This window comes from Mycobacterium sp. MUNTM1 (assembly GCF_054660795.1).
On record NZ_BAAGDE010000076.1, the window covers coordinates 1 to 24709 of the forward strand.

Here is a 24709-nt window from a genome sequence, read left to right on the forward strand (position 1 = left end):
TATGGAGTCAAGCAGACCGTGATGCCCAGACACGTGGTCGTCTGATCAGTTGGGTCGAATTTTAGAGCCAGCCGGTGAGTCGGCGGAAACCGACCCACTGCGCCTACACTGGTCGGGGCCGCAGCAGGCACCGGTGGGACGAGACCAAGACCGCCGAAGGCGGGCGCAAAATTATGACCCACCAGGCCCGCATCGGCGGTATGCGCGTACAAAACCCCGCTCACAATCCCGTTGAAACCGTTCCAGGCCCCCATATCGAAAATCCCGTTCGGGATGTTTGCCACCAGACTGTTGCTGAAGAAATCATCTAATGAAGGCGGGTCCGCGGCGGCCAGTGGGGCCGCGAGTGATTGCATCGTGTTGGGCAGATTAGACACCAGCCCGGGCAATCCGGCCTGCGTACCGGTGGCGGTCCCGGCGGCATGGGTGACCGCGGCGGCTTGCGCGCCGAGTCCGCCGGGATTGGTGGCCGGCGACGGATCGCTCAATGGCTCCAACTTCGCAGCGCTGGCCGACGAACCGGCATAGCCGTACATGGCGGCGGCGTCCTGGGCCCACATCTCGCCGTAATGAGCCTCGGTGGCCGCGATCGCCGCCGTGTTCTGCCCCAGAACATTGGTGGCGACCAGCGCCGCCAGCTGAGCCCGGTTGGCCGCGACGACCGGCGGGGGCACCGTCATCGCAAACGCAGCCTCGTACGCGGCCGCGGACGCCATGGCCTGGCTCGCTGCGAACTGAGCCGCCGCAGCAGTAGTGTGCATCCACCCCACATAGGGCGTGGCCGCGGTGGCCATCGCCGCCGCGGACGGACCCCGCCACTCGTCGTCGGTGAGCGTTGAAATCACCGACTGCGAGGCAGAGGCAGTGGTATTCAATTCGGCCGCCAGGCTGTTCCACGCCGCCGCGGCGGCCATCAGCGGCCCCGCGCCCGGGCCGGTGTACATGCGTGTGGAGTTGATCTCCGGGGGTAATGCTCCGAAATCGAAAGTCATTTCTTTTGATCCTTTCTGGCTAATGAGGTTCGGCGGTACCGGCGCGCCTAAACGACGGTCGGCTTGGGCATCACGGTGGGCTTGACCCCGTAGCGCGGCGCGCCGAAGCCGTAGCCCGTGCGCCCGGCCGAGGCCACCGACGGCACACCGGCCGGCATCGTCGTCACCGGCGCAGCGTGCGGCGCAGCGCTGGTCCAGCCGGCAGCTGCCAATGTCGCCGGGGCGGGGCTGGCCGCAGGTACGCCCGCCGCGGCCCAACTAGGCGGCACCGACAACCCGCCCAATGTGGATGCCTGACCCACGCCTGCCAAGACCGGCGCCGAGGCGGCACCGGCAGCGGCCGTCGGCGGGATTGGGGCAGTCGGCATGAATGGAGCGCCCTCTGCGCCGGCTGCGGTGGGGTCCCAACTCACCGCGCCGGGAAGGAATTGGCCCTGGCCCAGCGCCATGAAGTCGGACGCGGCCGCGCCGACGTTTTGGAACCAGTTGAACGGGGTGCCTATGGTGGCGCCCGTCGAGGACGACAGAGCAGCGGGGGGATCCGCCGCCGCACTGTTCACCGAATTGAGAATTCCGGAAAGTCCCGACCTCCCAGACCCGGTCAGCCCACCGAGAGCGCCCGACAACGACGTTGAACCCGTCGCCGCTCGGTTGGCGGCTTCGGTTTCCCCGTAGGAACTGGCACTGGTGCCCAGAGTGTTCACCAGTGTTTGGTGAACCGCCTTCGCCTGCGCGCTGACCTGCTGGTACCAGGCGCCGTAGGCCGAGAATTGCACCGCCTGCAGCGCGGACACCTCGTCGGCGGCCGCGGGAGCGATGCTCGTGGTGGGGCCCGCGGCCGCGGCATCTTCGGCGGACATCGAAGAGCCGAGGCCTTCGAGGGTGCCCGCCGCGGCGATCAGCGCCTCGGGAAGTGTGGTGACAAAGGACATGTGAATCTCCTCGGGCAATCAAGCGGCCCTTGCGGACCGGCGACACAGGGGATCCGGAGACGGGGCCGGAAAACGACCCCCTGATCCCCGGATGCTGCGTACCCGAAATGGCGAAATTCACGCCATGACCTGCACGGACCGACCGAACCGAGCCGTACCATCGGTCCCTCGTGTGATGAATTATGTTGCCCGCGTGAGCATTTGGGCGGCACACCACGCTGCCCCGCAGGGCGAGCGGATCCGGGTCGGGCCCAGGAAGTAACCTGACCGCCGTGACAAGAGCAGCAGGTGCCGAAGGGATAGGCCTGGCAACGCTGGCCGCCGACGGATCGGTCCTCGACACGTGGTTTCCCGCACCGGAACTGACCGAATCGGGCAGCAGCGCGACGTCGCGGCTGGCGCTGTCCGACGTCCCCCCGGAGCTGACCGCGCTGATCGGCCGCGACGACGACCGCGGTACCGAGACCGTCGCCGTACGCACGGTCATCGGCTCGCTGGACGACGAGGCCGCCGACGCCTACGACGCCTACCTGCGATTGCATCTGCTCTCGCACCGGCTGGTGGCGCCGCACGGGCTGAACGCCGGCGGCTTATTCGGGGTATTGACCAATGTCGTCTGGACTAACCGGGGGCCGTGCGCCGTCGAGGGCTTCGAGGCCGTCCGGGCGCGGCTGCGCCGCCACGGACCGGTGACGGTGTACGGCGTCGACAAGTTCCCCCGCATGGTCGATTACGTCCTGCCGACCGGGGTGCGCATCGCCGACGCCGACCGGGTGCGCCTGGGCGCCCACCTGGCCCCGGGCACGACGGTGATGCACGAGGGCTTCGTCAACTACAACGCCGGCACGCTGGGGGCGTCGATGGTGGAAGGACGCATTTCCGCCGGCGTGGTGGTGGGCGACGGCTCCGACGTCGGCGGTGGCGCCTCGATCATGGGCACGCTGTCCGGCGGTGGCACCGAGGTGATTTCGATCGGCAAGCGCTGCCTGCTCGGCGCCAACGCCGGCCTGGGCATCTCACTGGGCGACGACTGCGTCGTCGAGGCGGGCCTGTACGTCACCGCCGGCTCCAAAGTCATTACGCCCGAAGGCAAGACGCTGAAGGCCCTAGAGCTGTCCGGCGGCAACAACCTGTTGTTCCGCCGCAATTCGGTCAGCGGGGCGGTGGAAGTGGTGGCCCGCGGCGGGCAGGGCATCGCCCTCAATGAGGACCTGCACGCCAACTGAGGGTGCGCTATAGGTCGGCGGGGACCCGCTCGTCGACAGCGACGGTCCGCAGCGCGGTCCCCCGGGTTTCGGGCAGCAGCGAGACGGACACGAAACTGGCCACCACGAGGGTCGCCATCATGAGCCCGATCGCCCAGCTGCCGTAGGTCGCCAGCAGCGTGCCCGCCAGCAGCGGCGGCACCGCGGCGCCGAGGATGCCGGCCAGGTTCATCGCCACCGCCGCGCCGCTGTAGCGGTAGCGCGTGGCGAACAGTTCGGGGACGAAGGCCCCCGTGGGGCCGTTGGCCACCGCCGCGCTGGCGAACATGCCGAGGACGGCAACCGCGTACATCGCCGGGTTGCCGGTGTCCATCAGCGGGATGACCACGAACGCCCACGGCAGGCAGGCCGCCAGCCCGCACAGCATCACCCGGCGACGCCCGACGCGGTCGGACAGCCACGCCCCGAACGAGACGAACGCGATGCTCGTCAGCCCGCCCAGCGCGCCGACGCCCCAGATGAAGCTGCGCGAGTAGCCCAGGTGGGAGTGGGCGTACATGACCAGGAAGGTGTTGCCCAGGTAGACGAAACCCATGCCGCCCAGGAAGCAGCCCGCGACCAGCACGATCTCTCGCCGCTGGAAGCGCACCAGCTCGGCCAGCGGCGCCTTGGGCACCTCGTTGCGGGCCTTCTCCTCCACGAACAGCGGGGTCTCGTCGATGTTCAGGCGCACATAGAGGGCGATGGCGATCAGCCCGCTGCTGATCAGGAAGGGCACCCGCCATCCCCAGTCGAGAAACGCGGGGCTGCTCTCGCCGACGGTGAGGCTGACGGCGAGGAAGGTCAGGCTGGCGAGGATGCCCGCCGTGCCGCCGCCCAGCGAGGTGAACATGCCGTACCAGCCGCGTTTGCCCGGCGGCGCGTATTCGGCGCTGAGCAGGACGGACCCGGCCCATTCGCCGCCGACGGCGAAGCCTTGCAGCAGCCGCAGGACGATGAGGGTCAGCGGCGCCGCGATCCCGATCGACGCCGTGTCGGGGACCAGGCCGACGCTGACCGTCGATCCGCCCATGATCAGCAGCGTGGCGACGAGCGTTTTTTTGCGGCCCAGCCGGTCGCCGAAGTAGCCGAAGACGGCCGCCCCCAGCGGGCGGGACAGGAACGCCGTCGCGAACGTCGCCATCGAGGCGATGGTGGCCACCGTCGGGCCCAGGTGCGGAAAGAAGACCGCGGGAAACACCAGCGCCGCCGCGGTCCCGTAGATCAGGAAGTCGTAGAACTCGATGGCCGAGCCCACCAGGCAAGCCATCGCGATCCGCCGCATGGGGGTGGCAGTGCCCACGGGCCTTGCGGGGTCACCCATGGCGGCCGTTCGTCGTCCGGTCACATCGATGCACGGTTACGACGGTAGGTGAAGCTTCGCGGCCACGCTCGGCGCTGAAGCTGGCAAATTGCTGCGTGTCTCGGCTCCGGGCTGACCAGGTGTCAGCGGGTTGGGCGGCCGTTCAGCCGTCGGACAGCAACCGCTTTTTGAGCACCTTGCCCATGGCGTTGCGCGGCAGCGTGTCCACGATGCGCACCTCGCGCGGCCGCTTGTGCACCGAAAGCTGCTGGGCGACATAGTCGATCAGCGCGTCGCCGTCGGCCGACCCGACGACGAACGCGACGATGCGCTGACCCAGGTCCGCATCGGGCATGCCGACCACCGCCGCCTCGGCGACGCCCGGATGCCCCAGCAGCACCGTTTCGATTTCGCCCGCGCCGATGCGGTAGCCGCCGGACTTGATCAGGTCGACCGACTCGCGCCCGACGATGCGGTGCATCCCGTCGGCGTCGATCACCGCGACGTCGCCGGTGCGGTACCAGCCGTCGGGGTCGAACGCCTCGGCGGTGGCGTCCGGCCGGTTCAGGTAGCCGTCGAACATCATCGGGCCGCGCACGTGCAGCTTCCCGACGGTCTCGCCGTCGTGCGGCACCAGCCCGCCGTCGTCGTCGAGCACCCGGGTCTGCACACCGGACAGCGGCAGGCCCACCCACCCCGGGCGCCGCTCGCCGTCGGCACGGGTGGACAGCGTGATCAACGATTCCGACGCGCCGTAGCGTTCGATCGGCTGGTGCCCGGTGAGCGAGGCCAGCCGGTCGAACACCGGAACCGGCAGCGGCGCGCTGCCGGAGACCAGCAGCCGCGCCGGGCGCAGCGCCCGGGCGGCCGCCTCGTCGTCCGCCACCCGCGACCACACCGTGGGCACCCCGAAAAACAGCGTGCCCCCGTGCTCGGTGCCGGCCTGCGCGTAGCCCGCCGGCGTCGGCTTGCCGGTGTGGATGAAGCGATTCCCGACCCGCAGCGAGCCGAGCAGGCCCAGCACCAGGCCGTGCACGTGAAAGAGCGGCAAGCCGTGCACCAAGACGTCGTCGGACGTCCATTGCCAGGCTTCGGCGAGGGCGTCCAGGTCGGCGGCGATCGCCCGCCGGCTCAGCACCACGCCCTTGGGCAGCCCGGTGGTCCCCGAGGTGTAGATGATCATCGCGGTGGCGTCGGGCGACGGCTCGGCGTAGCGGTGCCAGGACCGGGCGTGCAATCGCACCGGGATGTGCGGCAGGCCCTCCGACTCATCCGGCACCGGGCCCAGCCAGGCTTTTACCCCGGAGTCGGTGAGCATGTGCCGGCGTTCGGCGGCGCCGACGTCGGCGGGCACCGGGACGAAGGGCACCCCGGCGATCAGGCACCCGGTGACGGCCAGCACCGTCGCGGCGGTCGGGGAGGCCAGGATGGCGACGCGGCCCGCCCGCCCACCCGTTCGGCCACCGACGTCGCGGCGCCGGCCAGGTCGCTGCGGCTGAACACGGTGCCGTCGATGCGGACCGCGTCGGCGACATCGGTGGCGGTGAGGGCCGAAGGATTCAAGGACGCCAGCAGCACGTCAGCAGGCTACCCGGCGTCGGCAACGGTCAGCCTTTCTCGTCCCAGATCTTCGTCAGGGTGGACAGGATCTCCTCGCCGCGGCCCAGCCCGCCCAGGTGGCTCTCGCCGGGGAGCACGATGAGCTCGCAGTCGGGCAGCAGGGACACGACGTGCTGGCCGTGGGCGAACGGCACGATGTGGTCGCTGTCGCCGTGCCACCAGCGCACCGGGACCTTGACCTCGTCGAGCCGGAATCCCCAGTCGCGGGTGAACAGGATGATGTCGTTGAACGGGGCCGCCAGCTGCTTGCGGCTGCCGTTGAGCAGGTCGTCGAGGAACATGGCGCCGAACTCGGGCCGGGTGAGCAGCCGCCGGTCGCCCTCCGGCGATATCGCGGCATACAAATACAGCGCGGGATTCGCGACCGGTCGGATGGCCCGGACCAGCAGGCTCGCGCCGATCCGCAGCGGGTCACCGCCCAGCCGCAGCAGCGGCGCCACCCGCTTGCCCAGGTTCATCAGGCCGCTGGTGATGCCTTCGTCGCCGAGGAAGGGTGCGACGCCGCCGAGCACGCCGCAGGCAACGACCCGATCGGACAGCACCGCCGCCGAGGCGAGCGCGTACGGGCCGCCGCCGGACAGGCCGATGACGGCCATCTTGTCGATGCCGAGCGTGTCCGCGATGGTCCGGAGGTCGTCGGCGAAGGCCCGGATGTTCTCGTAGCGGTGGGGCGTCGACGAGCCGATGCCGGGGCGGTCCAGCCCGATCAGCCGGATCTTGTGGTCCTCGGCGTACAGGCGGGCCTCAACCGGGATCTGCCGGCGGGCGCCCGGGGTGCCGTGCAGCCAGAACATCGCGCGTCCCTGCGGGTCGCCGAACTCGGCGAAGCCGATCTGGCGGTCCTCGCCGACGGCGACGTTTCCTTCGAGTTTGGGGCGGGCGATCTCGATGACCATGTCGAGCAGCTTGGCATGTCAGACGCGGTTCACCAAAGGGCGGCCGCGTCTTGCCGGCGGCTATGCGTTGAGCACCCGCTCGCCGATGACCCGCCGGTGACGCAGAGCCTCCAAATCCGCCTCGGACAGCCCCAGTTCGCGCAGCACCTCATTGTTGTGCTGGCCGAGCGTCGGCGGGGCGGCGCGGTGGTGCTGCCGCGGTCCGGGCGTGATGCGAAAGGGCCAGCCGGGGTAGCGGTGCGGCCCGGTGATCCGGTGTTCGAACTCCTGGTAGTAGCCGCGCGCGTCGAGCTGGGCCCCGATGAGCTCGGGGTCGTACATCCGGTCTCCGGTGATCACCCGCTCGGCCGCGATCCCCTGTGCCTGGAGGGTCTCGACGATCGCCGCGGCGGTCTGGGTGCGGGACCAGGAGGCGACGAGCTCGTCGAAGACGTCGTGGTCGATCGGCTGATCGGGCACCGACAGCGCCACCCACACGTCGTCCTCGTTGGTCGGGTAGACGCCCTGTAGGTAGCCGCGCCGGCGGTTGCCCTCGCGCGGCCGCACGACACCGTTCATCGAGTACTCGATCACCGGCTCGGCGGTGACCGCGGCGGCGACCTCGATCTGGGCTATCTCGACGAGTTGACCGGCGCCGGTCCGGTTGCGGTGCTCGAACGCGGCCAGCAGCGCGACCCCGGCGTGCACGCCGACGATGGGATCGGCGGGGCCCTGCGGGTTGCACGGCGGGCCGTCGGGGTAGCCGGTGACCGCGGACATTCCGGCGGTCTGCTCGAAGTTGAGCGCCCAGCCGACGTAGTCGCGCCACGGGCCCTGCAGGCCGTACCCCGGCATCCGCACCACGATCACGTCGGGGTTCAGCGCCGCCAGCGAGTCGTAGTCCAGACCGAAGTTTTCCACGACGCGCGGCGAGAAGTTCTCCACCACGACGTCGGCCTGGGCGGCCAGCCGCCGCGCCAGGTCGAGGCCCCGCGGCGAGGTCAGGTCCAGCGTGAGGTCGCGCTTGTTGAGGTTGGTGCCCTGCCAGATGGGGCTGCGCTCGTACCAGTCGTCGCCCTCGTAGGCGAGCGCCCCCGAATAGCGGTGCCCGTCGGGCCGCTGGATCGATTCGACCTTGACGACGTCGGCGCCGAACGCCCCGAGGTAGCAGGTCAGATACGCACCCGCCCAGAACGTGGTCAGGTCCAGCACTCGCAGCCCGGCGAAGGGCAGCGGCCCCGGCACTTGTTGAAGCGCTCGGCCGTCACCGGTCCACACCATCGGTCGCTCTCCCAGCCGCTGCGCCGGATGCGGCTGTGGCACAGGGGTTTTCGATAATCGAAATGGCGGTCCGGGGCGCCGAAACGACCCGGTTTCGACGAAGAACCCCCGCTCGGCGTATTGCGGGCAATCGAGCACGGTGGCGCCGTCGTTGACGGGTGCGGCCGGAATCCGCAGCGCCTGAGCGAGTTCCACGATCTCTGCGACGGTCTGGGCGGCCAGTACCGGCTCGGCCTTGGCGAAGAAGTCGTCGCGCTCCGGGCCGCCCAGCATGATCGCAAGCTGGTGCTCGCTGAACTCGGGCAGGCCGAGCATCGCGCAGACGTCGAGCCAGTGCTGGCCCGTCAGGCAGTTGATGCCCACCCAGCCGTCGGCGGCCCGCACGACGCCCAGGATGGGCGCCGACCGCAGGTTGGCGGGCAGGCCGAGCCGGCGCATCCGCTGGGCCATCAGCATCGGATACGGCAATGTCGACAACAGCGATTCCAGCTGGGAGACATCCACTTCGGTGACGCGGCCGTCGGGCCGCGACCGCAGGGCGGTCAGCGCGCCCAGCGCGGCGTAGGCGCCGGCGACGTACTCGGGGATCCGGGCGCCGACCTGAACCGGCGGGCGCCCGGGATCCCGCGAGCTGATCCAGCCCGATGCCGCCTGCAAGGTCAGCGGTGTGGCAGGTCGGCGGCGGAACGGTCCGGACTGACCGAACCCAGAGATGCGTAGTAGCACCAGGTTTGGGTTGATCAGCTGCAGGTCATCGACCCCGAACCCGCATCCCTCCAGCGTTCCGGGTCCGGAGTCGTCGATCAGCAGGTGCGCCCGGGCGATGAGTTCACGCGCGGCCGTGAGGTCGTCCGCCTCCGAGAGATCAAGCGTGGCAGTGTTTTTGCCGGCGTTCAGGTACTCGAACAGTCCCGACCGATCCGGGTCGGCGACGCCCGAGGCGAAGGGGCCCCAGTGTCGCAGCGGGTCCCCGGCGGGCGGTTCGATCTTGATGACCTCGGCGCCCAGGTCGACAAGAAGCTTTGCCGCGTAGGGACCCGAGATCTCACTGGCGATTTCGACGACGTGTAGCCCCGCGAGGGGTGCCGTCACGCGGGAACCCCGATGGCCATCGCCTCCATGTACTGGTGCAGCCCGCCGATTCCGCCGCCCTCGCGGCCCAGCCCGCTGAGCTTGAAGCCGCCGAACGGCGCGCCCCCGGGGCTGATGCCGTTGACCGCGATCTGGCCGGTGCGGATGCGCCGGGCCACGCCGACGGCGCGGTCCACGTCATCGCCCCACACCGCACCGGAGAGCCCGTATTGCGAGTTGTTCGCGATGGCGACGGCGTCGTCGTCGTCGCGGTAGCGCAGTACCGACAACACGGGGCCAAACACTTCCTCTTGCGCGATAGTCGAATTGGGCTCCACCCCGGACAGGATCGTCGGTTCGACGTAGTAGCCGGCATCCAGCCCGGCCGGCCGCCCGCCGCCGGTCACCAGCTTGGCCCCGTCGCTGCGCGCGCCCGCGATGTGCGCCTCGACCCGGTCGCGTTGCGCCGCGCTGATCAGTGGACCCATCTGCACGTCGGGATCGGTGGGGTCGCCCACCTTGACCTCGCGGGCCAACGCGGCCAGCCGATCGACGACGTCGTCGTGCAGCGAATCGGGCAACAGCAGCCGGCTGTGCAGGATGCAGGCCTGTCCGGCATGCAGCGAACAGGATTGGAACAGCATCTGTTCCAGCATTTCATCGGTGACTTTCGTGTCGTCGAGGACAATGCTCGCCGATTTTCCGCCCAGCTCCAACAGAATTCGCTTCATCGTGTCGCCGGCGGCCGACATCACCTGGCGGCCGACGGCCGAGCTGCCGGTGAAGCTCACCATGTCGATGCGCGGATCGGTGGTCAGCAGCTTGGCCGCTTCGACGCCCGAGGGGGTGACCACGTTGACCACCCCCGGCGGGATGTCGGTGTGCTCGTCGATGAGCCGCGCCAGCGCCAGCCCGGCCAGCGGTGTCAGCGGCGAGGGCTTGAGCACGACCGTGTTTCCCGCGGCCAGCGCATGATTCAACTTCATCACGTTGAGGCAGTGCGGGAAGTTCCACGGCGTGAGCACCGATACGACGCCCAGCGGCGCGTGGCGCAGCAACGTGGTGCCGGCGCTGATGCCGGCGACCTCCTGGTCGACCAGCTGGGTCGCGAGCTGCGCGGCGTGCATGGACATGAACCCGGTGCCGTCGATCTGCATGATGCGCTCGTTGGCGATGCAGCCCCACTCCGCCTGGGACAGCGCGAAGAAGTCGTCGGCGTGCTTGGAGAGCGCCTCGCCCAGCTGGGTCAGGCACGCGGCGCGCTGCTCGGCGGACATCGTGCCCCAGGGTCCGCTGTCGAAGGCGCGGCGTGCGGCCGCGATCGCGTCGTCGACCTGCGCGACGCTCGCGTCGGGTGCGGTGGCGATGACGGCCTCGGTGGACGGGGACAGGTCGTCGTAGCGACCGTTCTGCGGCTCGACCCACCGGCCATCGATGTAGAGCTGGTAGGTCCGGACAAGAGCGGGCGAATCGGCCATGTTGCTTCCTCCGGTCATCTGATCACTTGGTGTACACCCCCACGTGTCCGCCGTCAATCATCAACTGGGTGAAAACCGAGCTATTCCAATATTTTGGTGTCGTGTTGACAGCACGCGGCGGCGCGGAGTAGACACGGTCGGCAGACAGATTGAACCAATCTGTCGGGTCGGGTGTCCTGCGAGAGGGGCTTGCCGTGCAGACTCATCCGCCGCTGCGCTCGCCGAGCTTCCCGCTGCACTCCCCCGACTTCTACGCGGGTGACCCATATCCCGCCTACCGGGAGCTGCGCGCGACGGCGCCGGTGTGCTGGAACGACGTCACCAACTTCTGGGCGCTGCTGAAATACGAAGACATCCGGTTCGTGTCGAGCAATCCGGCCCTGTTCACCTCGACCCGGGGCATCACGATCCCCGATCCGCAGCTGCCCAACCCGGTACAGCAGGGCAGCCTGATCTTCACCGATCCGCCGCGGCACCGGCAGATGCGCAAGCTGATCAACTCCGGATTCACCCGGCGGCGCGTTTCGGTACTCGAGCCGAAGATCCGCCAGATCGTGCGCGGCATTCTCGACGGCGTCGAACCCGGCTCCGTGCACGAGTTCGCCGAACGGATCGCCGCTCCCCTGCCCACCCGGATGATCGCCGAACTGATCGGCGCCCCGCCCGACGACTGGGAGCAGTTCCGGGCGTGGTCGGATGCGGCCACCGGGACGGCCGACCCGGAGATCGAGCTGGACCCCATGGTGGCGGCGGGGCAGCTCTACGAGTACTTCCAGCAGCTGATCGCGGCCCGCCGCACGCAACCGCGCGACGACCTGCTCTCGGTCCTGGCCGCGGCCGAGATCGATCAACACCGGTTGACCGACGAGGACCTGCTCAACTTCGCCTTCCTGCTGCTGGTGGCCGGCAACGAAACCACCCGCAACCTGATCGCGCTGGGAACGCTGGCCCTGATCGCGCATCCCGACCAATACCGCCTGCTCGTCGAGGAGCCCGCCCGCATCCCGCTTGCCGTCGAGGAGATGTTGCGGTGGAACAGTCCAGTGGTGCACATGGCCCGCACCGCGACCGCCGACGTCGAGATCCGCGGTCAGCGGATCCGCGCCGGCGAGGTGCTGGTGATGCTCTACGGGTCGGCCAACCGGGACGAGGAGGTGTTCGGCCCCGACTCCGAGGAATTCGACGTGACCCGCCACCCGAACCCGCACATCGCCTTCGGCTGCGGTGAACATTCCTGTGTGGGTGCACAATTGGCGCGACTGGAGGCAACGGTGCTCTTCGAGGAACTGCTGCGCCGGTTTCCCCGCATGGAGCTGGTGGGCGAGGTGGACCGGATGCGGGCCACCATGGTGCCCGGGGTGAAACGCATGCCGGTGCGGATGGGGACCTGAGCTGATGGACCTGGAGTACACGCCGGAGCAGCAGAAGCTGCGCGCCGAGATCCGCGCCACGCTGGAGACCGTGATGACGCCGGAACGCATCGCCGCGGTCAGCGAGCACATGGAGGGCGGTCCCGCGGTGCGCGAATGCGTCCGCGCACTGGCGGCGGCCAAGCTACTGGGCGTTGGTTGGCCAAAAGAGTATGGCGGACAAGGGTTCTCGGCCATCGAGCAGTTCATCTTCTCCGAGGAGGCGCGCCGGGTCAGCGCGCCCATCCCGCTGGTGACACTCAACACTGTCGGCCCGACGTTGATGCACTACGGCAACGACGAGCAGAAGCGGCGGTTCCTGCCGGCGATCCTGGACGGCACCGTCGAGTTCGCCATCGGCTACTCCGAGCCGGGCGCGGGCAGCGACCTGGCCTCGGTGCGGACGACGGCAGTCCGCGTCGGTGACGAGTATGTGATCAACGGCCAGAAGATGTTCACCAGCGGCGCCGCCTACGCCGACTACATCTGGCTGGCCGTGCGCACCGATCCGGATGCCAAGAAGCACAAGGGCATTTCCATCCTCATCGTGCCGACCTCCTCGCCCGGATTCTCCTGGCAACCGCTGCACACCATGCCGGGCATCTCGACCTTCTACACGTTCTACGACGACGTGCGGGTGCCCGTCAGCGCGCTGGTGGGCGCGGAGAACCAGGGTTGGCAGCTGATCACCACGCAGCTGAACTTCGAACGCGCCGCCCTGGGCAATCTCGGCGCGCTCGAGCCGCTGTTCGAGAAGACGCTGGACTGGGCCGTCACCACCGAGCTCGACGGCGGCCGGGTCATCGACCAGCCCTGGGTGCAATCGGCGCTGGCCCGGGTCGAAGCCCAGGTGGCGGCATACAAACTCGTCAATTCGCGGGTCAACGCGGCGATGACGAAGGGCGGGGCGAGCACGGGCCTGGACATGGGACAAGCGTCGGCGGCCAAGGTGTTCGGCACCGAGCTTACGCAGCAGGTCGCCCGGGAGCTGCTCGAGGTGCTGGACGGCAACGGGGTGCGGTGCGGCGACCAGGCCCCGCTGCGCGGCGCGCTGGAATCCGCCTACCGCCAGGCCGTCATCAATACCTTCGGCGGCGGCGCCAACGAGATTCAGCGTGACATCATCGCCATGGCCGGGTTGGGCATGCCCCGGGCACCGCGCGACCTTCGGGCCGCGAAATAGCCGCGAAATAGGAGGACAGAACTGTCGTGACCGACTCAGAAACCGTCAGCGCCAAGGTGCGGGCCCTCGTCGGCCAGCCGACCGGCGGCACCGCAAAGCCCTCGCTGGCGCCCGACCCGGTGAACCAGCCGATGATCCGGCACTGGGCGTACGCGATGGCCGACATGAACCCCGTCTACCTTGATCCGGAGTTCGCCGCGTCGTCACGGTTCGGCGGCATCGTCTCGCCGCCGGTGATGTTGCAGACCTGGACCATGCCGTCACCGAAGCTGGAGGGAATCGGCGAACGCGGTGGGGCACCGGTCGAAATCCACAGCAATCCAACGGCTTTCCTCGATGAGGCCGGCTACACCAGCACGGTGGCCACGAATTCGGAGTTCGAAATCGAGCGATACCCCAGGCTGGGCGACGTGATCAGCGCGACGACGGTCTACGAATCGGTCTCCGACGAGAAGAAGACGGCGCTGGGCACCGGCTTCTTCCTGACCTGGCTGACGACCTACGCCGACCAGAACGGCGAGGTGTTAGGACGCCAGCGATTCCGGGTGCTGCGCTTCAGGCCGGCCGGCTGATGGCGACCCGTCTGGCTCCGGCGATCACACCGGACACCGAATTTTTCTGGAATGGGTTGCGGGAGAACAAACTCCTGATCCAGCGCTGCAGCGGCTGCGGGCAGCTGCGTCATCCGCCACGCCCGATGTGCCCACACTGCCGGTCGCTGGAGTGGGACGCCATCGAGTCCTCGGGCCGCGGCAGCGTCTACAGCTACGTGATGCCGCACGAGCCGAAGTTTCCGTTCTTCGAGTACCCCTACATCGTCGTGCTGGTGGAACTCGAGGAGGGGGTGCGGCTGGTGTCCAACCTGACTGGCATCGACCCGGCCGAGGTGACGCCCGGACTGCCGGTCGAGGTCTACTACCACACCTTCGACGGTTCTGACGGAGGCCTGGTGCTGCACCAGTTCCGGCCGAGCGCGTAGGGCTGTCATGGACTTCTCGTTCACCGAAGAGCAGGAGACGATCGCCAAGCTCGCCCGCGATCTGTTCGAGCGCCGCGCCACCCCGGAACGGCTGACCGAGTTGGAGGCGGGCGACATCCGCCACGACGACGCGCTCTGGGAAGAGCTGGCCGTCGCGGACCTGCTGGGCACCGCGCTGCCGGAGTCGGTGGGGGGCAACGGCGGCGGCTTTTTCGAGCTCGGGGTGCTGCTGGCCGAGGTGGGCTACGGCGTCGCGCCGGTGCCCGCCTATGCCACGCTGGTTCTGGGCGCCGACACGATTGCCCGGCACGGCAGCCACGAACAGCAGCAGCGGATCCTGCCGGGCGTGGTCACCGGATCGCGCATCCTGACAGCGGGATTGGCCGAACCCGGCCGCTCGGACCCGGCCCTCCCGGCCACCACCGCACGCCGCGACGGCCCGAATTGGCGCCTCGACGGCGCCAAGGAGTTGGTTCCGGCCGCGCAACTCGCCGATACCGTGCTGATTCCCGCCGCGGTCGACGACGACGGCGACGTGGGCCTGTTCCTGCTGGCCGCCGACGCCGCAGGCGTCGAGATCCGGCCGGCGCCCACGACCAACCGCGAACCGCACGCGGACGTATTCCTCTACGGCGCAACCGTTTCCGCGGCAGACGCGATCACCGGCGGCGGGCTGGTCGAGTCGCTCTACACCCGGGCCCTGGTCGCACTGTGCGCCGTCCAGCTCGGTGTGGTCGAGCGGGCGCTGCGCATCGCGGCCGAATACACCACGGGCCGCGAGCAATTCGGCCGCCCGATCGGCAGCTTCCAGGCGGTGCAGCAACGCATGGCCGACGCCTTCATCGACGTCGAGGCGATCCGGTGGACCACCTGGCAGGCGGCCTGGCTGGTCGCACACGGGCGACCTGCCGACCGGGCCGCGCGCATCGCGAAATTCTGGGCCGCCGAGGCCGGAGCCCGCGTGGCCGCCACCGCCCAGCACGTCCACGGCGGCATCGGCATCGACGTCACCTATCCCCTGCACCGCTATTTCCTGTGGGCCAAGCACAACGAGCTGACCCTCGGTCCGGCTTCGGCGCAGCTGGCCCATCTCGGCGCAACCTATTCGGAAGGACCCGCATGACAACGACCGCCAACCGCACTTTGCGATGGCAAGACATTTCGGTCGGCGACGAGGTCACGCCGCTCGAAATCCCGATCACCACAACGATGATCGTCGCCGGCGCGATCGCCACCCGCGATTTTATGCCGGTGCACCACGACCGCGACTACGCCAAGCAGCAGGGTTCGCCCAACCTGTTCATGAACATTTTGACCACCAACGGCTACTGCGTGCGCTTCCTCACCGACTGGGCCGGCCCCGAGGCGATGGTGAAGAACCTGTCGATTCGCCTTGGCGTGCCGTGCTTTCCGGATGATCCGCTGCGGTTCACCGGCAGCGTCACCGGCAAAACTCAGGGCCCAGAAGGGCCTACGCCGGCTGAGAACTTCGTCGAGGTGACGTTCAAGGGTTCCAACAGCCTGGGCGACCACGTCTCCGGTACCGCGGTGCTCAGCCTGCTCGACGGGGCCCAGGCGTGAGCCGGACGCTGCCGGGCGCCGCGGCGATCGTCGGGATCGGCCAGACGGAGTTCTCCAAGGAATCGGGACGCAGTGAGCTGCAATTGGCGTGCGAGGCGGTCAGCGCCGCGCTCGACGACGCCGGCCTGGCGCCCGGTGACGTCGACGGCATGGTCACGTTCACGATGGATTCCAGCGACGAGATCGACATCGCCCGCAACGTCGGTATCGGCGACCTGAGCTTCTTCTCCCGCGTGCACCACGGCGGCGGCGCGGCCGCCGGCACCGTCGTTCACGCGGCGATGGCCGTCGCCACCGGTGTCGCCGACGTGGTGGTGTGCTGGCGAGCGTTCAACGAACGGTCCGGCTTCCGGTTCGGCGGCAGCGGTCGCAACATGGCCGAAACTCCGCTGTTCATGGCGCATTACGCGCCCTTCGGGCTGCTCACACCCGCGGCCTGGGTCGCGGTGCACGCCCAGCGCTACATGTCGACCTACGGCGTCACCAACTCCGACTTCGGCCGGATCGCCGTCGTCGACCGCAAACACGCGGCGAGCAATCCCGACGCCTGGTTCTACGAGCGCCCGATCACCCTGGAAGACCACCAGAATTCGCGCTGGATCGTCGAACCGGTGCTGCGTCTGCTGGATTGCTGCCAGGAGAGCGACGGAGGCGTCGCGCTCGTCATCACGAGCGCCGAGCGCGCCCGCGACCTGCGCCAGCCGCCGGCCATCATCACCGCCGCCGCGCAGGGCGCGGCCCACAACGGGGAGATGATGACGAGCTACTACCGCGACGAGATCACCGGGCTGCCCGAGATGGGCGTGGTGGGCCGGCAGCTGTGGCGCGACTCGGGCCTCAAGCCGCAGGACATCCAAACGGCCTTCATCTACGACCATTTCACGCCGTTCGTGTTCGCCCAGCTCGAGGAGCTCGGATTCTGCGGGCGAGGGGAGGCCAAGGACTTCGCCACCATCGAGCGGCTGTCGCTGGGTGGGGACTTCCCGATCAACACCAACGGCGGCCTGCTCGGCGAGGCGTACATCCACGGCATGAACGGCATCACCGAGGGGGTGCGCCAGGTGCGCGGCACGTCGTACAACCAGGTCGACAACGTCGAGCACGTGCTGGTCACGTCCGGAACCGGGGTGCCGACCAGCGGCCTGATTCTCGCACCGGCCGGCTGAGGGGGACCGTCATGCCGCGGCTCGCGCTCCTGACCGCCCACGGCGGGCCCATCGAGCTGGCCGAATTCCCGCTGACCACACCGGCGCCGGGCACCGCGGCGCTGCGGCTGCGGATGGCCGGGATCTGCGGATCCGACCTGCACATCTTCCGCGGCGAACTGCCGCTGCCGTGCCCGTTCGCCATGGGCCACGAAATGGTCGGCGAGATAGCCGAACTCGGAGAGGGCCTGACCACCGACGCGACCGGCAAGCCGCTGGCGGTCGGCGATCGTGTGGTGGCGCCGTACTTTTGGTTCTGCGGCAGCTGTCACGCGTGCGCGCGGGGACGCTCCTACGCCTGCCAGAACCTGATGGCCGGGGAATACCGCACGCACGATCAGGCGCCGCACTTCGTCGCCGCCTACGGCGAGTACTACTACACCAGCCGCCGGCAGCCTTTGTACAAGGTTCCCGCGGACCTGCCCGACGAGGCCGTGGCACCGTTGAATTGCGCGCTCGCCCAGGTGCTTTTCGCGCTGCGCGAGGTGCGGCTCGGGGATACCGTCGTCATTCAGGGCGCCGGCGGGCTGGGCATCAACGCCGCGGCCGTGGCGCGGACGGCGGGCGCCTCCGCGGTCATCGTCATCGACAAGATCGCCGCACGGCTCGACGTCGCCGCCGACTTCGGCGCCACCGGATGCATCGACGCCGGCGAGATCTCGGCCGCCGAGGTCGCCGAGCGGGTGCGCGAACACACCGACGGCATCGGCGCGGATTGGGTTCTCGAGGTCGTGGGCGTGCCGGGCGTCATCCCGGAGGGGATCGGGTTCCTGAACAACGGCGGCACGTTGCTGGAAGTCGGCAACGTCGGGACGGGGCGCACCTTCGAGCTCGACCCCAGCGCGTTGGTCTACGGCAACAAGTCCGTGCGCGGCGTCATGCTCTACGACCCGGTCACCCTGGCCACCGGCCTATCGTTCCTGCAGCACACCAGTTTTCCGTTCGAACGGCTGATGCCCAAGCCGTTCCATCTAGTCGACGTCAACGCCGCGTTCGCCGAGGCCGATGCCGGGTTGGTCCCTCGAGGGGCGCTGATCCCGTGACGACCCAGACGGCTCAAACGACCGACACCCGCGAGCTGATCGTGGAGTCGGCGTTCGCGTGTTTCGGCAAGCAGGGATTGCAGAAGGCGACGATCGTCGACATCGCCAAGCACGCCGGGGTGTCGCGCAGCACGATCTACGAATACTTTTCCGACAAGGCCTCGATTGTCGAGGCCTGCGCCGAACACGCATCGCAGCGGTTCTATCGCGAGATGACCAAGGCCATGGACCGAGGCGGTACCCTGGAGGACAAGCTCTGTGCCGCAGCGGTATTCGTCACGCAGGCGCGGCGTGCGATTGCCTCCGAGAAGTACTTCGACGAGGACGCGATCAGCCTGCTGCTGACCAAGGACGCGGCGGTGCTGCTGCGCGAATGTGTCGAGTTCTTCGCCCCCTACCTGTCGGCCGCCCGGCTCACGGGCGAGGTGCGCAAGGACCTCGACATCGAGGCCGCCGGGGAATGGTTCGCGCGCATCCTGTTCTCGCTGTTCAGCACGCCGTCCCCGACGCTGGACATGAACGACCCCGACGTGGCGGCGGAATTCGTTCGGGCCCACGTGGTGCGCGGCTTCGCCAGCGACCGTCCGCGGCGGCGTTGAGTGTGACGCCTCGGCGTTGAGTGTGACGCCTCGGCGGGGATTATCGGCGTGTCGCCGCCCAGCATTCACACTGGGCAGCAACGATTCAGGCTTGTGACCGTCACGGCCGCGCCAGCGCCCGCAGGAAGAACGCCAGGTTGGCCGGGCGTTCGGCCAGCCGCCGCATGAAGTAGCCATACCACTGGGTGCCGAACGGGACATACACCCGCACCCGGTTACCGGCCGCGGCGAGACGCCGCTGCTCGTCGTCGCGAATGCCGTAGAGCATCTGGTATTCGAATTCGCGGCCGCGACGGCCCGATTCGCGTGCCATCCCGGGCACCGCGCCGATGATCTGCGGATCGTGGGAGGCCACCATCGGGTAGCCGGACCCGGCCATCAGCACCCGAAGGCAAGCCAGATAGGAGTCGGTGACCTCGGTCGGCTCGCGGTAGGCCAGCGAGGCCGGCTCGTCGTAGGCGCCCTTGCACAGGCGGACCCGGGCGCCCGACGCGGCGAATTCCTCGCAGTCATCCCGGGTGCGCCGCAGATATGCCTGCAAAACCACGCCCAGCCAGGGGAAGTCGGCTCGCAGGTCGCGCACGATGCGCAGCGCCGAATCGGTGGTGGTGTGGTTCTCGGCGTCCACCGTCACCCACACGCCCGCACGCTGGGCGGCGTCGCAGATCGACCACGCGTTCTCCCGCGCGATCTTGTGCCCGTCGCGCTCCAGCGACTGCCCCAGCGCCGACAGCTTGACCGAGACTTCCAAAGGACGAATGTCACCGGCATCGCCGAGGCGGCCCAGGTTCTCGACCAGATTCAGGTAGGTCCGCACCACCGCGTCGGCGTCGTCGGCGCTGGCGACGTCCTCGCCCAGATAGTCGATGCTGACGCCCCGGCCGGAATCACAAAGCGCCGCCGCGCTGTTCAGTGCCGAATCGATCGTCTCACCGGGCACGAACCGGCGCACCACGCGCCGGGTGACCGACAGGCGTTCGGCGGTGCGGCGCAACCCTTCTCGGCGGCTCGCGGCAAGGATCACCGGGCGCAGGGTGGTAGCGAACAGCCCGGCCATCAGTCGGCGCCCATGTGCGGATACGTGTGGTCGGTCGCCGGGATGAAGGTCTCCTTGATGGTGCGCGCCGACGTCCAGCGCAACATGTTCAGCATCGATCCGGCCTTGTCGTTGGTGCCCGAGCCACGCGATCCCCCGAACGGCTGGCGCCCCACGACCGCGCCGGTCGGCTTGTCGTTGACGTAGAAGTTCCCGGCGGCGAACCGCAACCGCTCCTGCGCGGTCAGCACGGCGCCGCGGTCGTCGGCGATGACCGCGCCGGTCAGCGCGTAGCGCGACCCGGTGTCGACGACGTCGAGGATTCGCTCGTAGTCGTCGTCGGGGTACACGTGCACCGACAGCAGCGGGCCGAAGTATTCCGTCGCGAACGACTCGTCGGTCGGGTCATCGGACAGCAACACCGTGGGTCGCACGAAATAGCCTTCGCCGTCGTCGTATTCGCCGCCGACGGCGATGGTGACGTGCGGCGCGCCCTTGGCGCGCTCGATGGCGTCGACATTTTTGATGAAGGCGCGCCGGTCGATCAGCGCGCCGCCGTAATTGGTCAGGTCGGTGACGTCGCCGTAGCGCAGCGCGGCGGTCTTGCCCAGGAAGTCGTCACCCATGCGGCGCCATACCGATTGCGCGACAAAGGCCCGCGACGCCGCCGAGCACTTCTGCCCCTGATAGTCGAACGCGCCGCGAATCAGCGCCGTGCACAACACCTTCGGGCGTGCCGAGGCGTGGGCGACGACGAAGTCCTTGCCGCCGGTCTCGCCGACCAGCCGCGGATAGCTGTGGAAGCGGCCGATATTGGCGCCCACCTGCTGCCACAGATGCTGGAAGGTCGCGGTCGACCCGGTGAAGTGGATGCCCGCCAACCGCGGATCGGCCAATGCCACATCGGAAACCGCGAGGCCGTCGCCGGTGACCAGGTTGATCACCCCGGGCGGTAGCCCCGCGGCTTCGAGCAACTGCATGGTCAGATACGCCGACAGCGTCTGGGTGATCGACGGCTTCCACACCACCGTGTTGCCCATCAGCGCGGGCGCCGTCGGCAGGTTGCCCGCGATCGAGGTGAAGTTGAACGGCGTGATCGCGTAGACGAAGCCGTCCAGCGGGCGGTACTCGCTGCGGTTCCACTCTCCCGGCCCGCTGATCGGCTGCTGCGCCAGGATCTGTCGCGCGAACGCCACGTTGAAGCGCCAGAAGTCGATCTGCTCGCAGGGCGAGTCGATCTCGGCCTGATAGACGGACTTGGACTGGCCGAGCATCGTCGCGGCGGCGATCTTCTCCCGCCACGGCCCGGCCAGCAGGTCGGCGGCCCGCAGGAACACCGCCGCTCGCTCGTCGAAGGGCAGTGCGGCCCATGCGCGTTTCGCCGCCATCGCGGCCTCGATCGCCGCCGTCGCGTCCGCGTGCCCGGCGTTGGTCAGGGTGCCGAGCTTCGCGGCGTGCCGGTGCGGCTGGACGACGTCGATGCGCTCACCGTCGCCCATCCGGTGGGTGCCGCCGATGACATGCGGCAGGTCGATCGGGCCATCGGCGAGCGCGGCCAGTTCGGTGCGGAGCCGGGCGCGTTCCGGCGAGTGCGGCGCATAGTCGTGGACCGGCTCGTTGGCCGGCATCGGGACCTGGGTTATCGCGTCCATGCAGCAAGGATCCTCGCGGCGGCCCGGCGAGGAATTAGCCGATCGGACAATACAGGTAGCTATCCATAGTAGAATCGGACAACATGGCCGGTGTGGGGCTCGGGCAGCTACTGCTCGCGCTGGATGCGACCCTGGTAAGCCTGGTCGACGCGCCACGCGGCCTGGACCTGCCGGTGGCCTCGGCGGCATTGATCGACTCCGACGACGTGCGGCTCGGGCTGGCGGCCGCGGCGGGCGCAGCCGATGTCTTCTTCCTGCTGGGGGTCGCCGACGACGAGGCGCTGCGCTGGGTGGACAAGCAGGCGCGCGAGCGCGTCCCGGTGGCCATCTTCGTCAAGGAGCCGTCGAATGCGTTGGTGGCCAAGGCCGTTGCGGCCGGCTCGGCGGTGGTGGCCGCCGACCCGCGGGCGCGCTGGGAGCGCCTCTATCAATTGGTCAACCACGTCCTGGAGCATCACGGGGACCGCGCGGACGCGACGGACGACTCGGGCACCGACCTGTTCGGGTTGGCGCAGTCGCTCGCCGACCGCATCCACGGCATGGTCAGCATCGAGAACGCCCAATCGCACGTATTGGCCTATTCGGCCTCCAACGACGAAGCCGACGAGCTGCGCCGCCTGTCCATCCTGGGCAGGGCGGGCCCGCCCGAGCATCTCGAGTGGATCGGCCAGTGGGGCATCTTCGACGCGCTGCGGTCGGGCGGCGACGTCGTCCGCGTCGCCGAGCGGCCCGAGCTGGGCCTGCGCCCGCGCCTGGCCGTCGGCATCTACCGGCCCGCACCGGATGCGCGGCGGCCGCCGGTATTCGCCGGAACCATCTGGGTACAGCAAGGCTCGCAACCATTGGCCGACGACGCCGAGGAGATGTTGCGGGGCGCCGCCGTGCTGGCCGCTCGCATCATGTCGCGGCTGGCGGCCCGGCCGTCGACGCATGCCCGGCGAGTGCAGCAGCTTCTCGGCCTCGCCGATGCCGAGGCCCTTGCGCACGTCGACATTGCCGCGGTTGCCGGTGAACTCGGCCTGGTTGCCGACGGCGACGCGGCGCTGATCGGTTGGGACGCGGCGGCCGACGCAGCCGGTCACGGCCGTCTCGCCGACGTTATCGCGCTGAGCGCCAGCGCTTTTCGTTCCGACGCGCAGGTCGCCTCGAACGGCACCCGCACCTATGTGCTGCTCCCCCAGACGCGCAACCGCTCGGTCACCTCGTGGGTGCGCGGCACCATCGGCGCCATGCGCGCCGAACTCGGGGTGCAGCTACGGGCGGCCGTCGCCGCACCGATCGCCGGCCTGGCCGGGATTGCCGCGGCACGCATAGAGGTGGACCGAGTGCTGGACAGCGCTGAGCGGCACCCGATTTCGTTCGGCCAGGTGACGTCGCTGGCCGAAGCGCGTACCACCGTCCTGCTCGACGAGATCGTGACCCTGGTCGGCAGCGACGAGCGATTGATCGATCCGCGGATCGTGGTGCTGCGCGACGACGAGCCGGTGCTCGCGGAGACGCTGCGGGCCTATCTGGATGCCTTCGGCGACATCGCGGCGGCCGCGCAAGCGTTGCGCGTGCATCCGAATACGGTTCGCTACCGGGTTCGGCGTATCGAGAAGCTGTTATCGGCATCACTGGCCGATCCCGAGGTGCGGCTGCTGTTTTCGCTCGGGTTGCGGGTGCTGGAAAGTCGATGAGTCGGTCATCGCCGGAACTGTCGGACGATTTGCTGGCTTTTGGACGAAGCGGATGCAACAATGCCACCCGTAAGGTGATGACGATGTAGGAAGCCGGTGTGAATCCGGCGCGGTCCCGCCACTGTCATCGGGGAGCGACCCTCAACGGCCACGGCTGAGAAGTCGGAAGGCGAGGCGAGCAGCGATCCGAGAGCCAGGACACTCGCGTCATTGCGTCCTGCGACCCGGGGCGGAGCACCCCGAGAGAGCTGCCAACGTCCATGTCTGTTCCGGCATGGGTGGCCGTTGATGCTGCCACCAATTCGATGCCTCGCCGCCGCGCCCGTTCCTCTGTTGCCCCCGCGGCCGAGCCGGCCCCGTCGATCGGCTTCACAGCCCCGGCAAGAGGTTTCGGCGATTGGTGCGGTCGATGACCGCGCCGATCTGGATGGCCTCCCCTCCGGAGGTGCATTCGGCGCTGCTGAGCAGCGGGCCGGGGCCCGGCCCGCTACTGGCCGCGGCGGCGGCCTGGACCTCACTGAGCGTGGCATACGCCGAGTCCGCCGACGAGCTGGTTGCGCTGTTGGGCGGCGTGCAAGCCGGCAGCTGGGAAGGTCCGACGGCCGTGGCCTACGCCGCCGCGCACGCGCCCTATCTGGCGTGGCTGGTGCAGGCCGGCGCCGACAGCGCGGCCATGGCCGCCCAACAGGACATCGCCGCCGCGGCCTACACCGCGGCGCTGGCAGCCATGCCGACGCTGTCCGAGCTGGCCGGCAACCACGCCACCCACGCGGTTTTGACGGCGACGAATTTCTTTGGCATCAACACCATTCCGATCGCGGTGAACGAAGCAGACTACGCGCGGATGTGGATCCAGGCCGCCACCGTGATGAGCACCTACCAGGGCGTGGCGACGGCCGCGGTGGCCGCCGCGCCGCACGCCGAACCGGTGCCGCGAGTCAAGCAGGCTACCGCGCTGGCGGCCACCACGGAACAGTCGTCGTATCCCCCGGACACGCAGAACCAGTGGCTGGACTGGTTGCAGCAGACCGGGTTTGTCGACTTCTATAACCGCTACATCCAGCCGTTGATCGACCAGCTGATGAACAACCCGTTCTTCCAGTCCCTGTTTTCCGGTTTCGACCCTTGGCTGCCTTCACTCGGCAACCCGCTGAGCTTCCTGAACCCGTTCAATATCGCGTTCGCCCTTGGCTACCCGATGGATTTCGGGTCGTACTTCGGCTATCTGGCGCAAATGTTCAGCTTCGTCGCGGCGGATCTTGCGGCGGCGTTCGCCTCGGGCAACCCCGCCACGATCGCATGGACCCTGTTGTTCACCACCATCGAAGTGGTCGGCACGATCATCACCGACACCATTGCGCTGATCAAGACGTTGCTCGAGCAGCTGGTGGTCCTGATCCCGCTCATTGCGCCGCTGCTCACCGTCGCTGTGGTCCCGTTGGTCGTCCCCACCTTGGTGGGGGGCTTGGCGGCCCTGACGGGCCTGGCCGGAATGCACGCCATCCCGGTCATGCCGTTCATCCCGGCTCCGGCGCTCGTCCCGGTGG

General features: G+C 68.9%; 20 protein-coding genes, 1 pseudogene and 1 riboswitch. Of the genes and pseudogenes, 12 read left to right on the forward strand and 9 right to left on the reverse strand.

What is annotated here, in order from left to right:
• Together ACYQ8K_RS27380 and ACYQ8K_RS27385 are read right to left on the reverse strand one after the other, a co-directional pair.
• Window positions 1-992: PPE family protein (locus ACYQ8K_RS27380; RefSeq protein WP_459974087.1), on the reverse strand; the 992-nt coding region annotated here is incomplete at its 3' end.
• A 47-nt stretch (window positions 993-1039) separates the two neighbouring features.
• Window positions 1040-1924: a PPE family protein, SVP subgroup gene (locus ACYQ8K_RS27385; RefSeq protein WP_459974089.1), complete on the reverse strand. Its 885-nt coding sequence runs from the start codon at window positions 1922-1924 to the stop codon at window positions 1040-1042.
• 272 nt (window positions 1925-2196) lie between these two features.
• Here ACYQ8K_RS27385 and dapD point away from each other — a divergent pair, with 272 nt between their 5' ends.
• The gene (gene dapD, locus ACYQ8K_RS27390) at window positions 2197-3150 is read left to right on the forward strand and encodes a 2,3,4,5-tetrahydropyridine-2,6-dicarboxylate N-succinyltransferase (protein WP_459974091.1); all 954 of its coding nucleotides are present in this window, start codon (window positions 2197-2199) and stop codon (window positions 3148-3150) included.
• A 7-nt stretch (window positions 3151-3157) separates the two neighbouring features.
• Here dapD and ACYQ8K_RS27395 read toward each other — a convergent pair whose 3' ends face one another.
• The 5 genes and pseudogenes from ACYQ8K_RS27395 to ACYQ8K_RS27415 all read right to left on the reverse strand — a co-directional run bounded on the left by ACYQ8K_RS27395 (window position 3158) and on the right by ACYQ8K_RS27415 (window position 10796).
• Window positions 3158-4492 carry an MFS transporter gene (locus tag ACYQ8K_RS27395; RefSeq protein ID WP_459974093.1) on the reverse strand — a complete coding sequence of 445 codons (1335 nt, stop codon included), beginning with the start codon at window positions 4490-4492 and terminating at the stop codon, window positions 3158-3160.
• A gap of 142 nt (window positions 4493-4634) precedes the next feature.
• A pseudogene (locus ACYQ8K_RS27400) lies at window positions 4635-6049 on the reverse strand (acyl-CoA synthetase).
• A gap of 29 nt (window positions 6050-6078) precedes the next feature.
• The gene (locus ACYQ8K_RS27405; RefSeq protein ID WP_459974095.1) at window positions 6079-6987 is read right to left on the reverse strand and encodes an alpha/beta fold hydrolase; all 909 of its coding nucleotides are present in this window, start codon (window positions 6985-6987) and stop codon (window positions 6079-6081) included.
• A gap of 60 nt (window positions 6988-7047) precedes the next feature.
• On the reverse strand, window positions 7048-9339 hold the full coding sequence (locus ACYQ8K_RS27410; protein ID WP_459974097.1) for a CaiB/BaiF CoA transferase family protein: 2292 nt from the start codon (window positions 9337-9339) through the stop codon (window positions 7048-7050).
• Window positions 9336-10796 (reverse strand): aldehyde dehydrogenase family protein, encoded by a 1461-nt coding sequence (locus tag ACYQ8K_RS27415; protein ID WP_459974100.1) that lies wholly within the window; start codon window positions 10794-10796, stop codon window positions 9336-9338. Before ACYQ8K_RS27415 ends, ACYQ8K_RS27410 begins: the two co-directional genes overlap by 4 nt.
• A 194-nt stretch (window positions 10797-10990) precedes the next feature.
• On the opposite strand from ACYQ8K_RS27415, the gene ACYQ8K_RS27420 reads away from it, so the two are divergent.
• Genes ACYQ8K_RS27420 through ACYQ8K_RS27460 form a run of 9 tightly spaced genes read left to right on the forward strand, consistent with a single transcriptional unit; the run spans window position 10991 to window position 18795 of the window.
• Window positions 10991-12187: a cytochrome P450 gene (locus tag ACYQ8K_RS27420; protein WP_459974102.1), complete on the forward strand. Its 1197-nt coding sequence runs from the start codon at window positions 10991-10993 to the stop codon at window positions 12185-12187.
• A 4-nt stretch (window positions 12188-12191) separates the two neighbouring features.
• Window positions 12192-13388 (forward strand): acyl-CoA dehydrogenase family protein, encoded by a 1197-nt coding sequence (locus ACYQ8K_RS27425; RefSeq protein WP_459974104.1) that lies wholly within the window; start codon window positions 12192-12194, stop codon window positions 13386-13388.
• Window positions 13389-13414: 26 nt separating this feature from the next.
• On the forward strand, window positions 13415-13960 hold the full coding sequence (locus ACYQ8K_RS27430; RefSeq protein ID WP_459974106.1) for an FAS1-like dehydratase domain-containing protein: 546 nt from the start codon (window positions 13415-13417) through the stop codon (window positions 13958-13960).
• The gene (locus ACYQ8K_RS27435) at window positions 13960-14367 is read left to right on the forward strand and encodes a Zn-ribbon domain-containing OB-fold protein (RefSeq protein ID WP_459974108.1); all 408 of its coding nucleotides are present in this window, start codon (window positions 13960-13962) and stop codon (window positions 14365-14367) included. The genes ACYQ8K_RS27430 and ACYQ8K_RS27435 overlap by 1 nt, the downstream gene beginning before the upstream one ends.
• Window positions 14368-14374: 7 nt before the next feature.
• Window positions 14375-15490, forward strand: a complete 1116-nt coding sequence (locus ACYQ8K_RS27440; RefSeq protein ID WP_459974110.1) for an acyl-CoA dehydrogenase family protein — start codon at window positions 14375-14377, stop codon at window positions 15488-15490.
• Window positions 15487-15948, forward strand: coding sequence for a MaoC family dehydratase (locus ACYQ8K_RS27445; RefSeq protein WP_459974112.1), 462 nt, complete (start codon window positions 15487-15489; stop codon window positions 15946-15948). The genes ACYQ8K_RS27440 and ACYQ8K_RS27445 overlap by 4 nt, the downstream gene beginning before the upstream one ends.
• Window positions 15945-17114: a lipid-transfer protein gene (locus ACYQ8K_RS27450; protein ID WP_459974114.1), complete on the forward strand. Its 1170-nt coding sequence runs from the start codon at window positions 15945-15947 to the stop codon at window positions 17112-17114. Before ACYQ8K_RS27445 ends, ACYQ8K_RS27450 begins: the two co-directional genes overlap by 4 nt.
• A gap of 11 nt (window positions 17115-17125) precedes the next feature.
• Window positions 17126-18196 carry a zinc-binding dehydrogenase gene (locus ACYQ8K_RS27455; RefSeq protein WP_459974116.1) on the forward strand — a complete coding sequence of 357 codons (1071 nt, stop codon included), beginning with the start codon at window positions 17126-17128 and terminating at the stop codon, window positions 18194-18196.
• The gene (locus tag ACYQ8K_RS27460) at window positions 18193-18795 is read left to right on the forward strand and encodes a TetR/AcrR family transcriptional regulator (RefSeq protein ID WP_459974118.1); all 603 of its coding nucleotides are present in this window, start codon (window positions 18193-18195) and stop codon (window positions 18793-18795) included. The genes ACYQ8K_RS27455 and ACYQ8K_RS27460 overlap by 4 nt, the downstream gene beginning before the upstream one ends.
• Before the next feature lie 100 nt (window positions 18796-18895).
• Here the strand turns inward: ACYQ8K_RS27460 and ACYQ8K_RS27465 are convergent, their stop codons facing one another.
• Both ACYQ8K_RS27465 and pruA read right to left on the reverse strand, forming a co-directional pair.
• The gene (locus ACYQ8K_RS27465; protein ID WP_459974120.1) at window positions 18896-19852 is read right to left on the reverse strand and encodes a proline dehydrogenase family protein; all 957 of its coding nucleotides are present in this window, start codon (window positions 19850-19852) and stop codon (window positions 18896-18898) included.
• Entirely contained in the window at window positions 19852-21483 is a 1632-nt protein-coding gene (pruA, locus tag ACYQ8K_RS27470; RefSeq protein ID WP_459974122.1) for an L-glutamate gamma-semialdehyde dehydrogenase, read from the reverse strand. The genes ACYQ8K_RS27465 and pruA overlap by 1 nt, the downstream gene beginning before the upstream one ends.
• A gap of 83 nt (window positions 21484-21566) precedes the next feature.
• Here pruA and ACYQ8K_RS27475 point away from each other — a divergent pair, with 83 nt between their 5' ends.
• Both ACYQ8K_RS27475 and ACYQ8K_RS27480 read left to right on the forward strand, forming a co-directional pair.
• Window positions 21567-23162 carry a PucR family transcriptional regulator gene (locus ACYQ8K_RS27475; RefSeq protein WP_459974124.1) on the forward strand — a complete coding sequence of 532 codons (1596 nt, stop codon included), beginning with the start codon at window positions 21567-21569 and terminating at the stop codon, window positions 23160-23162.
• 43 nt (window positions 23163-23205) lie between these two features.
• Window positions 23206-23386: riboswitch (cobalamin riboswitch) on the forward strand.
• A 185-nt stretch (window positions 23387-23571) separates the two neighbouring features.
• A partial coding sequence (locus ACYQ8K_RS27480) for a PPE family protein (protein ID WP_459974125.1) occupies window positions 23572-24709 on the forward strand: 1138 nt, incomplete at its 3' end.

Coding starts and splice junctions, on each gene's coding strand:
- ACYQ8K_RS27385 (WP_459974089.1), bottom strand. CDS start 1,924: ATGTCCTTTGTCACCACACTTCCCGAGGCGCTGATCGCCGCGGCGGGC.
- ACYQ8K_RS27395 (WP_459974093.1), bottom strand. CDS start 4,492: ATGGGTGACCCCGCAAGGCCCGTGGGCACTGCCACCCCCATGCGGCGG.
- ACYQ8K_RS27405 (WP_459974095.1), bottom strand. CDS start 6,987: ATGGTCATCGAGATCGCCCGCCCCAAACTCGAAGGAAACGTCGCCGTC.
- ACYQ8K_RS27415 (WP_459974100.1), bottom strand. CDS start 10,796: ATGGCCGATTCGCCCGCTCTTGTCCGGACCTACCAGCTCTACATCGAT.
- ACYQ8K_RS27425 (WP_459974104.1), top strand. CDS start 12,192: ATGGACCTGGAGTACACGCCGGAGCAGCAGAAGCTGCGCGCCGAGATC.
- ACYQ8K_RS27435 (WP_459974108.1), top strand. CDS start 13,960: ATGGCGACCCGTCTGGCTCCGGCGATCACACCGGACACCGAATTTTTC.
- ACYQ8K_RS27440 (WP_459974110.1), top strand. CDS start 14,375: ATGGACTTCTCGTTCACCGAAGAGCAGGAGACGATCGCCAAGCTCGCC.
- ACYQ8K_RS27445 (WP_459974112.1), top strand. CDS start 15,487: ATGACAACGACCGCCAACCGCACTTTGCGATGGCAAGACATTTCGGTC.
- ACYQ8K_RS27455 (WP_459974116.1), top strand. CDS start 17,126: ATGCCGCGGCTCGCGCTCCTGACCGCCCACGGCGGGCCCATCGAGCTG.
- ACYQ8K_RS27465 (WP_459974120.1), bottom strand. CDS start 19,852: ATGGCCGGGCTGTTCGCTACCACCCTGCGCCCGGTGATCCTTGCCGCG.
- pruA (WP_459974122.1), bottom strand. CDS start 21,483: ATGGACGCGATAACCCAGGTCCCGATGCCGGCCAACGAGCCGGTCCAC.
- ACYQ8K_RS27475 (WP_459974124.1), top strand. CDS start 21,567: ATGGCCGGTGTGGGGCTCGGGCAGCTACTGCTCGCGCTGGATGCGACC.